This window comes from Leptospira gomenensis, assembly GCF_004770155.1.
Lineage (GTDB): Bacteria > Spirochaetota > Leptospiria > Leptospirales > Leptospiraceae > Leptospira > Leptospira gomenensis.
In genome coordinates this window covers 21,952-36,683 of record NZ_RQFA01000039.1, presented here as the reverse complement: position 1 = coordinate 36,683, position 14,732 = coordinate 21,952, and the positions used below count along the sequence as shown (strand labels likewise).

Annotated in this window: 15 protein-coding genes and 1 pseudogene; all 16 read left to right on the top strand. The window is 48.1% G+C overall.

Annotated elements, in window-relative coordinates; genetic code table 11:
- Positions 1 to 7 precede the first annotated feature (7 nt).
- Positions 8 to 1,060 (top strand): methylmalonyl Co-A mutase-associated GTPase MeaB, encoded by a 1,053-nt coding sequence (gene meaB, locus EHQ17_RS10050; protein WP_135593255.1) that lies wholly within the window; start codon positions 8 to 10, stop codon positions 1,058 to 1,060.
- 21 nt (positions 1,061 to 1,081) lie between these two features.
- Positions 1,082 to 1,483, top strand: coding sequence for an energy transducer TonB (locus EHQ17_RS10045; protein WP_135593257.1), 402 nt, complete (start codon positions 1,082 to 1,084; stop codon positions 1,481 to 1,483).
- A 361-nt stretch (positions 1,484 to 1,844) separates the two neighbouring features.
- Positions 1,845 to 2,222 (top strand): LIC20211 family lipoprotein, encoded by a 378-nt coding sequence (locus EHQ17_RS10040; RefSeq protein WP_135593259.1) that lies wholly within the window; start codon positions 1,845 to 1,847, stop codon positions 2,220 to 2,222.
- Between the two features lie 280 nt (positions 2,223 to 2,502).
- Positions 2,503 to 3,030 (top strand): annotated as a pseudogene (locus EHQ17_RS10035) (hypothetical protein); the annotation flags it as partial.
- A 58-nt stretch (positions 3,031 to 3,088) separates the two neighbouring features.
- Positions 3,089 to 3,493, top strand: a complete 405-nt coding sequence (locus tag EHQ17_RS10030; RefSeq protein WP_425460698.1) for a hypothetical protein — start codon at positions 3,089 to 3,091, stop codon at positions 3,491 to 3,493.
- 11 nt (positions 3,494 to 3,504) lie between these two features.
- Positions 3,505 to 6,162, top strand: coding sequence for a TonB-dependent receptor plug domain-containing protein (locus EHQ17_RS10025; protein WP_135593263.1), 2,658 nt, complete (start codon positions 3,505 to 3,507; stop codon positions 6,160 to 6,162).
- Positions 6,162 to 6,680, top strand: coding sequence for a hypothetical protein (locus EHQ17_RS10020; protein WP_135593265.1), 519 nt, complete (start codon positions 6,162 to 6,164; stop codon positions 6,678 to 6,680). Before EHQ17_RS10025 ends, EHQ17_RS10020 begins: the two co-directional genes overlap by 1 nt.
- A gap of 76 nt (positions 6,681 to 6,756) precedes the next feature.
- Positions 6,757 to 7,371 (top strand): MotA/TolQ/ExbB proton channel family protein, encoded by a 615-nt coding sequence (locus EHQ17_RS10015; protein WP_135593267.1) that lies wholly within the window; start codon positions 6,757 to 6,759, stop codon positions 7,369 to 7,371.
- Between the two features lie 23 nt (positions 7,372 to 7,394).
- Positions 7,395 to 7,799 (top strand): ExbD/TolR family protein, encoded by a 405-nt coding sequence (locus EHQ17_RS10010; protein ID WP_100748000.1) that lies wholly within the window; start codon positions 7,395 to 7,397, stop codon positions 7,797 to 7,799.
- 18 nt (positions 7,800 to 7,817) lie between these two features.
- A complete protein-coding gene (locus EHQ17_RS10005; protein WP_135593269.1) occupies positions 7,818 to 8,456 on the top strand; it encodes an energy transducer TonB in 639 nt (212 codons plus the stop codon).
- 46 nt (positions 8,457 to 8,502) lie between these two features.
- Entirely contained in the window at positions 8,503 to 9,114 is a 612-nt protein-coding gene (locus EHQ17_RS10000) for an SCO family protein (RefSeq protein WP_135593271.1), read from the top strand.
- Positions 9,115 to 10,725, top strand: a complete 1,611-nt coding sequence (locus tag EHQ17_RS09995; RefSeq protein ID WP_135593273.1) for a methyl-accepting chemotaxis protein — start codon at positions 9,115 to 9,117, stop codon at positions 10,723 to 10,725.
- Between the two features lie 76 nt (positions 10,726 to 10,801).
- Positions 10,802 to 11,254: an LIC_20196 family exoprotein gene (locus tag EHQ17_RS09990; protein ID WP_135593275.1), complete on the top strand. Its 453-nt coding sequence runs from the start codon at positions 10,802 to 10,804 to the stop codon at positions 11,252 to 11,254.
- Between the two features lie 15 nt (positions 11,255 to 11,269).
- A complete protein-coding gene (locus tag EHQ17_RS09985; RefSeq protein ID WP_135593277.1) occupies positions 11,270 to 13,669 on the top strand; it encodes a C1 family peptidase in 2,400 nt (799 codons plus the stop codon).
- A gap of 27 nt (positions 13,670 to 13,696) precedes the next feature.
- Positions 13,697 to 14,089, top strand: a complete 393-nt coding sequence (locus EHQ17_RS09980) for a DoxX family protein (protein ID WP_135593279.1) — start codon at positions 13,697 to 13,699, stop codon at positions 14,087 to 14,089.
- A complete protein-coding gene (locus tag EHQ17_RS09975) occupies positions 14,086 to 14,652 on the top strand; it encodes a DUF4256 domain-containing protein (RefSeq protein ID WP_135593281.1) in 567 nt (188 codons plus the stop codon). Before EHQ17_RS09980 ends, EHQ17_RS09975 begins: the two co-directional genes overlap by 4 nt.
- The last annotated feature ends 80 nt before the right edge of the window (positions 14,653 to 14,732 follow it).

Below are 14,732 nucleotides of genomic sequence, written 5' to 3'. Positions count from 1 at the left end.
ATCGTCTTTGAGCTCCGGAGAACAAACCGGGATTCCTTCGAGCGGAGGAATTCGATCCACCGGAATTTCCAGAAAGCCGCTTCCTTCCGCGGAAGCGTTCGTAAAAGGAATTCTCGCAGGAGATCGAGTGATGCTCAGTCGTGCGATTACGCTCGTCGAAAGCGCGCGCGCCGATCACAAAGAACTCGCGGAAAAAATCATAGACGCGTGTCTTCCTCATTCAGGGAATTCGATCCGCATCGGAATCACCGGAATTCCCGGAGTCGGAAAAAGTACGTTCATCGAATCCTTCGGAATGCACGTGCTTTCTCAAGGGAAAAAACTCGCCGTGTTGACCATCGATCCTTCGAGTCAAATCTCGGGGGGAAGTATTCTCGGAGACAAAACAAGAATGTCCGAGCTTTCCCGAAACGAATCCGCGTTCATCCGCCCTTCTCCCTCCGGAGATTCGTTAGGCGGCGTTGCGCGTAAAACGAGAGAAACGATTTATCTCTGCGAGGCCGCGGGGTTTGATACGATCATCGTCGAAACGGTCGGTGTCGGACAATCCGAAACGGCGGTTCATTCCATGGTGGATTTGTTCTTGCTTCTTCTCATCGCGGGAGCGGGAGACGAACTTCAAGGAATCAAACGAGGTATTATGGAAATGGCGGATTTATTCGCCGTGACCAAAGCCGACGGAGACAACAAAATCAGATCCGAAGCCACGAGAATCGAAACTCAATCCGCGATTCATTTTTTTCCTTCGCACGAAAACGGTTGGATTCCCAAGGTTTCGTCCTGTTCTTCCGTGACTGGGGAAGGAATCGGAGGAATCTGGAATCAAATTTTGGAATATAAGAAAATCGTAACATCCAACGGTCACTTCGAAATCCGGAGAAAAAACCAATCCAAATATTGGTTGGAAGAAACCGTCTCCGAACACCTATTGGGCGACTTTTATTCCAAGATGCGCGACTTATACAAAGCCGCGGAAGAGGACGTCGTCTCGCATAAGGTCAGCTCCTTTCAGGCCGCGGAAAAACTCCTTAGAGAATACGGAAGACGAACTCGGGAATGAGAATCTCCTATTGAGAATATTATGAAGTTATTATCTATTTTGCCTCTTTTGTCCCTATTTTTATCGAATTGTAAAACGGCGGAGCCGATTGAATTGAATGCCCCTGGTTCGGATTCGGAAGGATACTTGTATTCCTACAACGGAGATCGGATGCCGAAACCGTCAATCCAGTTCGATCTTTCCGAATATTTTCCGTTAGAGGCGAGACAAGCCGGGATCCAGGAGAGGATGGTGGTAGTGATTGTACAAATCGATGAAGAAGGGAATTTACGAGGTGCGAAAATTGGTTCCGAAAAAATTGGGTTCGGATTCGACGAGGCCGCTTTAAAGATAGTTGAAAGGGCAACTTGGCAACCGGGTATTTTAAATGGAAAACCGATTAAGATGCATCATCGGGTCCCCGTAATTTTTCGGCTTAATTGAATTAGGATTTTTTAATATTACGTTCTGTTTGATCGGGTCGGATCGTAGCGAATAAATGAAAAAGACCTTCCTTAGAATCGATCGGTTCCCGAAACCCGTAGATTCGCCGATTAGTAAGATCTTTTTTAAATTCGTTTTTTTTTCAAAGGCGGAACTTTTTTTCTATGAGTTCGCGGATTGACTTCAAAAAATGAGGATTCAAAACGAGAGAAAGGACCCAAAATCTCGAAAAACGAAAAGAATTTATTCTTGCATCTGTATCTGGCAGATACTATCTGGTAGATACACTTTGTCCCTCCGAGAAAAAACATAAAAATCCGTTCGGGGGGATTCGGATGGGTTCCGATTGCAGGCAGGTAGTATGAAACGTTTCCAGCTTATCCTTTTTTTTCTTATATCCTTCGTTCTTTGGAATTGTGCCACTTCTTCTGCCGGTCTTGCGACCAGCAACATTCCGGTCGCCGATCGTAAATACAAGGTTCTCGGTCCGGTCGAAGGTCATAAAACGTGGAGATCCCTGGACATCGCAATCATCGGTGTTCCTCTTTCCGAGCCGCCGATCGACAAACTGATGACGGAGATGCTTACCGAAAAGGAAGCGGATGCTCTGATCAATATCCGTTATTGGACAGATAAATACATTCTTCTGTTTCTGACCGTAAATCGACTTCATATCAACGCGGAAGCGATCAAGTTCGAGGATCCATCCAATGATCAAAGCGGCAAAAGAAAAAAATAACTCGGGGAGATTGCCCGCAGCTCTCTGTGGTAACGGAGAGGGCCGATCGTCGGAACCACTACTTTTTTTTGTAAAACGCGCGCCCCACCCTGGTATTGGGTGGAGGGGTGGGTGGCGGAAACTTCAACAAAGCCTCTCTACCACAATATCATGCTTATCGCAAGGAAGAAAACGTCTGTGGGAACTCCTACAAAAGTCGCATTTTTTCCTTGCCAGGATCGAACGCCTATCCGTGACACCGACGTTGCCACGGTATCTATTTACGATCGCTACTCTTTTTTTCATTCATTGTATGGGGGCCACTCCCACCGAGCCGGGAGGAAGAGTTCGATCTCCCGCAATTTACGATTCGGCGACGATCATCCGTTCTTCTTCATACGATATTTTGGAAGAAGCGGAAGGGGAATCCTCGACCTTTTTCGTTCTCGGTCTTTTCCCTGCGACCAATCCGATCAGCATGGACTACGCCCTCAGCCAAGCCGTACAAAAGGTCCCCGGGGGAAGAAGTATCGTCAATATCAAAGTATGGCACGAAACACACGTTATGTTTCCTCTCGGAACGGTTTCCGTTCTCAAAGTCAAGGGGAAGGTGATCGGAAATCGAGAGGAAGCGGAACGCCTCAAACTCGAACAAGCGGCGAAGGAATCCCCCGCTGATCCGGACACAAAGAACGAATCGGGTAAAACCGAAACTTCTTCCGTGAACAAAAACTCCGGAGGAATTTCCGTCGGCGGCGGAAAACGATCCTCTTCGAACGCCCCTTCGGAATCCGGCGGAATTTCCGTCGGAGGCAAAAGGAAAGATTGATATGAAATTCAAAGAATTGAATATTCGTTTTTTAGAATGGATCGGATTCGGTTCGGCGATTCGACGAGTTAATTTGTACGAAGTCGTCGGGAAAACCCTTTCCGTTTTCGGTCGGCGGTCGAAATTTGCTGCGTTGGTTTCGGTTTTTTTCTTCGCGTCCGTTTTATCTCAGAATTGTGTTCGTCCGGAGGTGGTTACTCCGAAGGATTCTCAAAGTCAGATTTACGCCGCTGCGAGTTTTTTGGCGAACAAATGCGGAACTCCCATCCCGGTTCCCTTCCCCGTCGTGGTCGAGGACGTTCAGCAAAAAAATCTGGATCTTTGTACGATCGCCATTACGAAATCCGAATGCCCTTTCGTTTCCTATCCGTTCGCCTGCGTGTTGATCTACGTCGATAAACCGTTGGACGACATCCCCTGGTATCTCAATTTCCAGGAAGTTTTCATTAAAAATAAAATATAGAAAGGCAGACGATGAGATCCAAAAACAATACGTTAGTCGTTCTTTCTACTTCGCCTTTCGAATCCGATACGTCGGAGGTCCGCGGACTTTCTCGAATCGGGTCAGGGTTCCGTCGGCCTAACCATTTCGGTCCTATTAAGGGAATTTTTGCCGTTTTGGCGGTTTTATCGTTTCCCTTTACGGAAGCGTTCGCGGAGGTCACATTCCGTGCCCGCGTTTATTCCCGGAGTAAAAATCTGGGAGAACCCAACCTATCGATCCGCGTTTCCGAAACCAAAAAATTCTATCAAACCGACGCCGATGGATATTTCCAAGCCGTCGTTCCCGCGCCGGGAACGTATACGTTCCGCATTCTGCGCGATACGGGGATGCAGGAAATCCGACAGGAAGTCGGGGAAGGAACGGAAACCGTAGTCATTTATACGGATAAATCCTCTTCCGGAATCGGAGGCGGCGGAGTTTCCAAAAGCGGGATCAACGTAACCGGGGAACGTGAAAAACAACTCATGTCTCGAACCAAACTTCGTTTCGAGGAAATCAAAAGAATGCCCGGAACCTTCGGAGAACCGTTGCGTTCGATCGAAACCATTCCCGGAGTGGTTCCCGTTTCCGCCTTCGGCGGAGGGGCAAGCAACTATTCGTTTCGAGGCGCCGATCCGAACACAAACCTTTATCTCTACGACGATCTTCCGATCTTTTATCCGTTTCACTTCGACGGTTTGACTGCCACGATCAACGGGAACCTGATCAAATCCATGGACGTTTACACCGGCGTTCTTCCGGCTAACTTCAATAATGCGCTGGGAGGTGTCATCGAGATCGAATCTCCGGATAAGGTGGAACGTTCGCAGGGAAATTTTTTGACCTCCTTATGGGCGGCTTCGGCGAATTATCAAACCACCTTTGCAGGCGGGAAAGGTTACATTTTAGGCGCGGTCAAAGTGGGTTACATCGATAAAACCTTCGAAACGTTAGGCACCTTGTCCGGTTCCAGCCTGCTTCCCGACGGAATCCGACTTCCGCGTTATACGGATTCGCAGGTAAAGATGGTGTACAACTTCAACGACCATCACCAGATTTCTTTCTATTCCCTAACAGCCAAGGACGACTTCGCGTTGAACCCTCCTCCCAAAGCGGAAAACGATCCCACCAAGGATCAATTCGCCGCGTTTGCGGGAGGAAATCTTTCCGCGGGACAGGGATATCGTACGCAGGCTTTCCGTTATATCTGGAGACCGATCGAAAAATTCTCCAATCGGATCACGTTCATCAGTTACGATCCGTTCGCGGACTTCAACGTTTCCTTGGGATCGATCAAAGGAAAGAACCGTGGAAGCGGGGCTTACAACGGAATTCGTCAGGACGCGTATTGGGACCCGAACAAACATTTCTCTTTGGAATTCGGCTCCGAAGTTCGTTTTCTCAATTATAAAACCACCGGAACCACGATCCAACAAACCGATCCGAACAATCCGGATCCGAACCCGTACGACACTTCCAGCCCGGACTTCCGTACGGTTCCCGATACCAATCGCGTTCGAGGAAAGTATTACAACGGTTATACGACGATGAAGATCCGCTTCGGAGGATTGTTGATCGAACCCGGAGTTCGTTACGATTATATTCCGTATATCAAAAACGGAGCTTTGGGACCGAAGGCGCAGGTTTCCTATAAGTTCGAAGGAATCGGAAAAGGAACGACGGTTTTCGGAGGAGCGGGAGATCATTATAACTTTCCTCTGGACACTCGTTTTTCGGAACAGAGCGGAAATCCGCATTTAAAATTCCAAAAGTCGTTTAAGTACGGAGGAGGAGTCGATCAGCAGATCACTTCGGAATGGCAGTTTAAAGGAGAGGTTTTCAAACAGGAATTCTCCAATTTGATCGTAACCGATCCGTATATCACCGAAATGATCGGAACCAATCCGGATCCGTACGGAAAATTCACACAACCTTACATACTCAATAAACCGCTCAATTATTCGAATAACGGCACGGGACGTTCCCACGGATACGAGTTCGTAATCCGAAAAACGGCCGCGCCGGGGACCAGGGATTGGTTCGGATGGATTTCCTATACTTGGTCGCAAACCTTCAGAAATCCTAATCTTTATAAGCCCGACGGTTTGACTGCGCCCGTTGCCACCGGACCGGAACAAAGACTTCTGGCGCAGACGTATCACAATTCCAAAGAGACCCTTTACGAATACGACAGAACCCATATCATCAACATGGTGTTCGGTTGGAGGTTCAGTCAGAATTGGCAGTTCGGAGCGAGATGGTCGTATCTTACTTCCACGCCGATTACCCCGATCGTGGGCGACGACGGAGGACAGTTTTCCAACCCCGCCAACGGACAGATCATATGGGTTCCTCAGTCCGCGAGCAATCCGTATAGCGCCGATTATACGAACACCAAACGTCTCGCGGATTATCATAGATTGGACATCCGATTCGACCGATTCCTCAACTACGAATGGGGATACGTAAACACGTTCGTGGAAATCATAAACGTATATATGCGCGAGAACGTATCCGGCGAAAATTTCGACGTCACTCGTCCTTACTCGGCGACCAACCCTAGGCCGAGTCCCACGTTCGGAACCTTGACGTTACCGGGGGGAATGGTAATTCCTTTTTTCAATCTGGGGATCGAGGTGAAGTTTTGATGAAACGACATACGCGAACGAAAACTTTTCTGCAAAGCGGATTGCGATCGCTTTTATACGTTGCCGCTTCGTTGTGGCTCGTTACAAATTGTAATCTTCCGAACGACGACGATAGCTTCAATCGAGAGAACGAACAAAGAGTGATTCTGCAATATCTCCTTTTGCCTCCGACGAACCCGCTTCAATCCTGCGTTTCTTCCTTGCAAGCGGCTAAAACCTGTTTGGACCAGGCGCCGGATCTTCCCACTCCATTGACGGAAGTGGAAATTGTAACCCTGTTCAGCGGAAACGCGACGTTTGGAACGTATCAGAATTATTGCACAGGATTACTTTCCTCCGCTACCTTCTCCAAGTTCACCGATAGGGCGAAGGCTTGTCTGATGGATTGTAACAAAGTGTATTGGGAAAATCGTAATTCATCGGGAACCTGTTCCCAAAGCGGAGTTTCTCAGATAACGGGTTTGTCCACGGGAACTTTCGCATGTACGAAAACCTGCATAAGTATCTCGGGTGAATGAGGAAATAAAACGGCATCGAAAACTGAGTGACTTCACTCAGTGTTTTAAAAAAAACAGATAAAGAGGGATCCAAATCATGACCATGTTTTTAGTCGAATACGGCGAGACTTTTATTTTTATCGTAATGTTGATCGCAAGTATCGTCGCGCTCGGCGTCGGAATCGAACGTATTCTTATCTTTCGTAAGAATCTCAAAAACACGGAAGCGATCCTCCCGACGTTGACTACGGAGATTCGTAACGGAAATTTAGAATCCGTAAAATCCTTGGCTTCCGAAAACCCGGGAAACATCTACGCGAAGTTTTCGCGATTCTCCGCGGAAAATACGGGAGCCGGTCACGACGGACTTGCGGAGTTGCAGGAAGGAAGGATCATCGCAGAAAGGATCGAACTCGAAAATCATCTTTCGATTTTGAACACTCTCGGAAACAACGCTCCGTTCATCGGACTTCTCGGAACCGTTCTCGGGGTCATCAAAGCCTTTTACGGTTTGGGAACGTTAGGAAGTACCGGAGCGGAATTTGTGATGAGAAGTATTTCCACGGCCTTACTCGCGACAGCGGCCGGTTTGGGCGTGGCGATTCCCGTGGTGATGGCGAATAATTATTTCAGCCGGAAGTTGAAAGTCATTCAGGCGAATTTAGAGATTCTTGCGAGAGAGTTTCTTGCGAATTTGTCCCGCAAAGGCTAAACTTAAAATAAGGAGAACGGAATATGGCAGGCGCTGCTCCATCCGGCGACGGAGACGAAATCGGAAATATCAACATCACTCCCATGGTGGATGTGATTCTCGTTCTTCTGGTGATCTTTATGGTGACCGCGAACTTTTTGAAAAAGGAATCGATCAATATCAACCTTCCGAAAGTGGAAGCCGCGGATCCCAACGTGGCTCAGTCCGTTCAGGTAGCCTTGACAAAGGACGGCAAAATTCTTCTGGAAGGAGCGGACACGACCGTGGAACGACTGAAGGCCCAACTCGAACGAGATTCCAAAATCAGACCGAACATGCGTCTGACTCTTTCCGCCGATTCTTCCCTACCTTACGGAAAAATTGCGGAGACCATGGGAGTGATCCGTAGAGCCGGAGTGACGCGGATCGCCCTTTCCGTGAAACGTTAGGCGAAATAGGAAAAATCGATGGTAAGCGTTCCCGAAATAAAACAGAGAATCCTAAAATTCGGACTGTTCAAGTTTTGTCTGATCGCGTCCTTTACGTTGCACGCGCTTACCATAGGAATTTATTTCGCGGCGACGTATATGCCAGAGGACGAAATTTCCTCCGAGAATTTGGAAGCAAAAGACGTCGAAGTCGATCTGGAGGAGATTCCTCCCGAATTGATCGGCGGCACCTCCTCGCCGGCACCCGTCGAAAAACAGGAATGGGTGGAAGGCTCCAACAAGAGCGCCGACGATCCGATCGACGAAGATCTCAATCCGAATGCGCTCAACGGAAACGGAACCGACAAAGACGGTTATTTATTCTCCTACAACGGAGATAAAACTCCGACTCCGATCATCGATTTCGATCTGCGAGATTTTTTCCCAGCACAAGCCAAGTCGGCGGGAATCGTATCCAAACAAGTCGTCGTCATCGTTCAAATCGACGAACAGGGAAATCTGCAAGGAGCCAAGGTCGCTTCCGGAAAGGCAGGGTTCGGTTTTGACGAAGCCGCGATTAAAATCGTAAAAATGGCTCGTTGGAGTCCAGGATATGTCCAAGGCCGTCCTACGAAGATGTCCCATCGGGTTCCTATCTCCTTCAATTTGGAAGATTGAACGTTATCTTCGATCTGAAACCGAATTTTCAGTCTAATAGAATGTCTTGAAACCATTCTTTCTTCTATCGAAAATTTTCGCGGGTTTGTCCGTTTTGGTTTGTTTTTACCTCGTTCTTATCGCGAATCCCTTTCGGATTCGGGATTCCTCGGGTGCGGACGCGCACGGAATCGTTACCGACCGCGAAATCCCCGAATTCCGTCTTTACGATTTTGGAAATTTTTTATTTACGAAATCTTCCCTTATTGGAAAACCCTATCTCATCTACTTCGTCTACGGGAATTGTAAATCGGTCTGCAGCGTAGGGATCTCAAAATTGGAAAATTACGCGTCACGACGCGGAGTTTCCGGCTATGATCTCGCTTTGATCAGCCTGAATCCCGAAAAGGATCGCAAAGAGGGTTCGAATCTTTTTAAGTCCGTGTCTCGCTGGAAAAAAGCACCTCTTCTCCTTTTTCCGGAAAGTCGTTCCGAGGCGGAGCGCCTGGCGCGTTCGTTTCGTCTTTCCGTAGTTTCTAAATCGGAAGAAGAAATTCTTCATTCCGATTATCTTTTTGTGACGGAGGGGAACGGAAAAATCGCCGCGGTAATTCCGGACTTTTCCGGAACAAAACAGGATCTATCGTCCGTACTAACGCGGACATTTCGAGGTAATTGAATGTTCCAATCCGAAAACGACGCCGACCATCGTGAAGAAAAAATCGGTTCTACAGTATCTCAAGTCGAGGTTTTGTTCGATCCCCGTTCCGCTCTTGAAAAAGCGAAAGGCAAACTTCGGGAGGAATACCGTTTCGCCGATCGTTTTATCTGGATACTTTTGCTCGCACACGTTCCCGCTTCCCTTCTGTTTACGATCGGTTTCGGAACCTGGAAGTTCGCCTTGTATTCCTCTTTGATCGTGGCGATAGCGGCCACTTTGAATTTTTTCGCGTTTCGCGGAACGGTTTTGAGCCGTATATTAAATTCGATTTTTCTAATGTTGTTTTCGGTGATTTTTATACAATCGGAGTTCGGAAGAATCGAGATGCACTTTCATATCTTCGGGGCGCTCGCTTTTCTTCTCATCTATAAGGATTGGAAGACGATCGTCCCTCCTGCGGGTTTTATCGCGGTTCATCACGGTTTGTTGAATTATTGTCAGGAAAACCGGATCGAATGGGACGGATTTCCGTTGGCCGTTTTTAATGCCGGTTCGGGTTGGGACGTGGTTTTGATACATGCAGTTTTCGTAATTTTTGAATCCTTTATATTGGTTTATTATTCGGTTTCTTTGGAAAAGGAATTCTTGGATCACTGGAAGACGTATTTCGAAAGGGAGGAATTCCATTCCGCCAATCTTATCATACAGAAATCGGTACAATCCAAGGTGGACTTTTTGAGGAAGAATATGGCTTCCATGGAAGGAAGTTCTTTGGGAGTGGTCGATCATTCGGACCAGCAGATTGCGAACATTAAAAACATAGACGAAGCCGTGGAAAACGCCTGGAACAATCTGGGCCGCGTTTCCCGAGCCGCCGAGTTACAGGCGGATTCTCACAAGGAGTTTGCGGGTCTTTATTCCTCTTTCGAGACGGAGTTCCGCAAGTTGGAGGAGGAGATCGTCAATAGCAAATCCATCCTGACCAAGGCGGGTCAACACACGAGACAGAGCGAAGAGTCCCTGGGAAGAATGGTGGATTCGATTCGGAAAGTTTCCGAAAGTTATCGGGAGATGTCCCTTCGTCTGCGCGTGATCAACGACATCGCCGAAAAGGTGAATTTACTTTCCTTAAACGCATCGATCGAAGCCGCCCGCGCCGGAGAACAAGGGCGCGGTTTCGCGGTGGTCGCCGACGAAATATCCAAACTCGCGGATCAAACCGCGAAGACGATCAAGGAAATCCATAGCCTGATTTCCGTCGGCAACGAAGCGATGAACGATAATACGGAAATCGTCCGTCAAGGAACGCACACGATTTCAAGAGTGATCGAGGACGTAAATGAAATCAAGGATACGACCGAAACGTTTTTCGAAACGTTGCGAGAGCAAACCGAAATCAGAGGGAGGTTGAGCGCAATTTTCGATCGTGTGATCCGTAACGCGGGGGAATTAGAGACCGTGATCCGGGAACAATCCTCCGTGATCGAAGAAGTAAAAGAGGCGTCGGTTTCCATCGGAGGCGCCACCCAGTTGATCCATAAACTTGCGATCGAAACCTCGGAAATCGCGAGAACCTGCGCCGAAGTTTCGGGCGATCTGGGTAAGGACGCTGGCTTGTTTAAAAATTAAAAAACTTCTTGCGGCTTGCGTTCCGAGATCCATACTTCACCTCTGATTCCCACTGGAATCCAATCGGAGACTCAAGATGAATTTTAAAAGAATCGCCTGTTTCGCTTTTTTTTGTGTAGTACTTCCGCTTTTCCCGCTTCCCGTTCCGCCTTCTCTCGAATCACAGGTGAAAAATTCCGACTACATCGCCTTATCCAGAATCACCAACGTGCGCGAAAAAAAAATTTCCGAAACTTCCGTTTCAGTGACCGCTACGGTGGAAGTTCTGAAACCTTGGAAGGGCGCGGAAAAACTGCCCGCAAAGTTTGAAATCGGATTTATGATCTTCCCGGAATTTTTAGGCAAATGGTTGCGGGCCGCCCCTCCCGAAGGGGACTACGTTCTTTTTTTCATCCAAAAAACTGTGAAGGACAGCAAGGGAAACGAATCGCAGTTGATCGCCCTTTACGAACCGCATCCGTTCGCGTTTAAGGAATACACCCGGGAAACGGAAGACAAAATCCGTGAGATCGTCCAGGATCAGAAGTAAAACCGAGGAAAGTATATGAGAATTTCAAGATATTCTATTTTAGCAGCCTCCCTATTTTTATCCGCGGGGCTTTCCGTTTATTCACAACCCTCCGTACGTTCTTTGGGAATGAAACAGGAATCCTCCGAGCTTCTTTTCTCTTTGAAGGATACGAACCCGTACGGAATTTCCCACCGAAGTCTTTCTTCCAGCGCGGATCTTTCTCCGTTTATGCCCCCGGTCGGAAATCAGGGGGAACAGGGAAGTTGTGTCGCTTGGTCCACTGCGTATGCGGTAAAAAGTTTCCAGGAATACGTAGAAAGAAAGGAATCCAAAACCTGGTCCCTACGTTCCTCCGACGGCACTCCGGATTATACGAAAATTTTTTCTCCCGCATTCATATACAATCAGATCAACGGAGGAAGAGACAACGGATCCCTGATTTCCGACGCGATGCGTGTTATGGTGGAAATGGGAGCCGCGCCTTGGGACGCGATGCCGTATAACGCGGCCGATTATCGCACGCGTCCTTCCCAGTCCGCGATCGCGGCGGCTTCCAAATACAAAGCGAAGGAATTCCTTCGGGTTAAAACCACGGACTTAAACGAAGTTAAGGCGCAGTTATCTTCGGGAAAACCGGTAGTCGCCGGAGTTCTCGTGTATGAAAATTTCTTCAATCTCAAGGGTTCGCAGATTTATAAGGAAGGTGTGGGTAAGACCTACGGCGGTCATGCGATCGCCATCGTCGGATACGACGATTCCAAAAATGCGGTTAAGTTCATCAACTCTTGGGGAACCGAATGGGGGGATCGCGGATACGGTTATATCGACTATCGATGGTTTACGAAAATCTGTCAGGGTGCTTTCGTGATGGTGGATCAGGTGGAAACGACGGTGGATCAAGGCAAACCGGATTCTTCCGTGCCGGATCCGACTACTACCGCTTCCGACTCCAATCCGATTCCTCCCTCTTCGATCACCGCTTCCCAAGGAAGTTTTTCCGATAAGGTTTTGATCAATTGGGAGGTCGTTCCCGCAGCGGTCGGTTACGAAATTCATCGTAAGGCTCCGGGCGATTCCGGTTTTTCAAGAATCGGGCTTTCCGCTACGAACAGTTTTAACGACGACGGGGTGCAACCCAATCTCGCCTACAAATATAAGATTCTTACTCTTACGGATACGTCCTCTTCGGATTTATCTCCGGGAGAAACGATCGGTTTCGCCAAAACGGAAGAATTGAAACCTCCTCCGAAAGTGATCGGGCTCAAAGCCTCGCAGGGACAATTCGATAACAAGGTGGAACTCGGTTGGGAACCGGGAGACACCTCCTCCGAATATCAAGTTTTTAAATGGAATAAAACCCAGAAACGATACGTTTCCATCGGAAATTCAAAGATCAATTCCTTTGTGGACAAGGCGGCCGCCAAAAAGGGAGCCGTTGAAATTTACGTCGTCTCCGCAAAGTTAAACGGAAAAACCGGAGAACCGTCGGATGCGGCTAGCGGTTTTACGGCGCAACCCAAAACTCCTCCCGCAAAACCGATCGGTCTCACCGCTTCGAGAGGAGCGTATCAAGGTAAAATCGAACTTCACTGGAGAAAGGTTTCCGGTGCTTCCAAGTATCTCGTGTTCCGTTATGTGAAATCGGGTTGGATCGGCGGAGGTGCGTGGGAAAAAATTTCCGAAACCGCAAACGAAGAATATGTGGATGAAAATCTTCCTTCCCGTTACGCGTATTATTCCGTGACAGCGGTCAATCCGGAAGGCAAAAACGGTCCGTTTTCCACGCTCGCCTACGGTTATACGGATCCGAATAAACAACGCGGAGTCAAACTTTCCGCTCCCGAAAACGTAAAAGGAACGTTGGATTCCAAAAACGCCAAGATTTCGCTGACTTGGGACGGCGTAAAGGAAGCCTCCGAATATTATATTTTTCGCAAGAAGCGCGGGGAATCCAAGTGGAATTTTCTCGCGTCCTCGGGAACGAAAACGGCCTACGTCGCGGACGTCCCCGAGACGGAAGCGATCTTTCTCTATTCGATCACTTCCAAATCGGATCTGGGAGGAGAAAGCGATCATTCTCTTCCAGCTTCCGCGGTGATTTCCAAGGCGTTGACCGCTCCTAAAAAAAGGACCTTCGGTGGAGATTCCAGTTTGGAAAAATTCAAAGGGCCTTGGACCGCGATGGCTTGGGACGGAAACAACGGAGTCAGTCAAGTGCTTTTGGAGATTGAAAGCGCGGATAACGTGAACTACGTGGTCAAGTTCAACAAAAAGAAGATATTCGAAGGCAGATACGTGGAAGAATCCCCGATCATCGACAAGGACGGAAAATTCCGCATCGAAATCGAAACGTCCGGAGACGCGTTATCCGTAACCATGAAGGATCCCTCGATCGTAAACCAGAAGTCCAATCTTTCCTTTTTGAAGGAATGAGGAAGTTCGACCGTAGGAAGGTTGTTTATGACCAAAAGAAATAAGATCATCTACTGGGTTTCCACCCTATGGCTTTCTTTAGGAATGGTATCGACCGGGCTCGTGCAGTTGTTGCATAGTAAGGAAGAAGTGGAACCGATTCTGCGTATGGGATATCCCGAATTTTTTCTGACGTTATTGGGCGTTTGGAAACTTTTGGGCGTGATCGCAGTGCTCGTTCCTAAACTACCGTTGATCAAGGAATGGGCGTACGCCGGTTTTTTTTTCGCGATGTCGGGAGCGATTTTTTCGCACGTCGCCTTCGGAAATCCGATCCGGGATCTATTTCCCGCTTCCCTACTTTTGATCCTGACGGTGATATCCTGGTATTTCAGACCGGCGGAGAGAAAGATCGTCGTTTCGGAGAATCCTAACTCGTGAAAGACAAAAAACGGAAACTTTCCTCCGATGAAATCGGAACGTTGCTTTCGATTTTAAAGGCACGTTTTGAAAAAAACGAAAACCGACACAAAGGTATCAAATGGGAACGTGTGCGCGAAACTCTGGAAGCGAAGCCGGAAGGGTTGTGGGTTCTCTCCGAAATGGAACGAACGGGTGGAGAACCGGACGTGGTCGGTTACGATAAAAAGACGGGAGAATTTATCTTTTACGATTGTTCGGCGGAAACTCCGAAAGGAAGAAGAAGTCTCTGCTACGATCGAAAAGCGCTCGAATCCAGAAAGGATCATCCTCCGCAAAACAACGTGATCGATATGGCCGCGGAAATCGGAGTGGAACTATTAACCGAAGAAGAATATAAGGAATTACAGAAATTCGGGGAGTTCGATACGAAAACTTCGAGTTGGATACGGACTCCGTCGGAGATCCGAAAATTAGGCGGAGCCATTTTCGCCGATCGTCGCTACGATCACGTTTTCGTGTATCACAACGGCGCCGAATCGTATTACGCCGCGAGAGGGTTCCGCGGTTCGTTGCGGGTCTAAACGAAAAAACACAAGAGGAGATCGATTTCGTCTCGTTTGTGTTTTTACCGATTCTGCCGCGTTTTCGTTTTATTTCAGGA

Coding starts and splice junctions, on each gene's coding strand:
- EHQ17_RS10045 (WP_135593257.1), top strand. CDS start 1,082: ATGAAGTTATTATCTATTTTGCCTCTTTTGTCCCTATTTTTATCGAAT.
- EHQ17_RS10040 (WP_135593259.1), top strand. CDS start 1,845: ATGAAACGTTTCCAGCTTATCCTTTTTTTTCTTATATCCTTCGTTCTT.
- EHQ17_RS10025 (WP_135593263.1), top strand. CDS start 3,505: ATGAGATCCAAAAACAATACGTTAGTCGTTCTTTCTACTTCGCCTTTC.
- EHQ17_RS10020 (WP_135593265.1), top strand. CDS start 6,162: ATGAAACGACATACGCGAACGAAAACTTTTCTGCAAAGCGGATTGCGA.
- EHQ17_RS10015 (WP_135593267.1), top strand. CDS start 6,757: ATGACCATGTTTTTAGTCGAATACGGCGAGACTTTTATTTTTATCGTA.
- EHQ17_RS10010 (WP_100748000.1), top strand. CDS start 7,395: ATGGCAGGCGCTGCTCCATCCGGCGACGGAGACGAAATCGGAAATATC.
- EHQ17_RS10005 (WP_135593269.1), top strand. CDS start 7,818: ATGGTAAGCGTTCCCGAAATAAAACAGAGAATCCTAAAATTCGGACTG.
- EHQ17_RS09995 (WP_135593273.1), top strand. CDS start 9,115: ATGTTCCAATCCGAAAACGACGCCGACCATCGTGAAGAAAAAATCGGT.
- EHQ17_RS09990 (WP_135593275.1), top strand. CDS start 10,802: ATGAATTTTAAAAGAATCGCCTGTTTCGCTTTTTTTTGTGTAGTACTT.
- EHQ17_RS09985 (WP_135593277.1), top strand. CDS start 11,270: ATGAGAATTTCAAGATATTCTATTTTAGCAGCCTCCCTATTTTTATCC.
- EHQ17_RS09980 (WP_135593279.1), top strand. CDS start 13,697: ATGACCAAAAGAAATAAGATCATCTACTGGGTTTCCACCCTATGGCTT.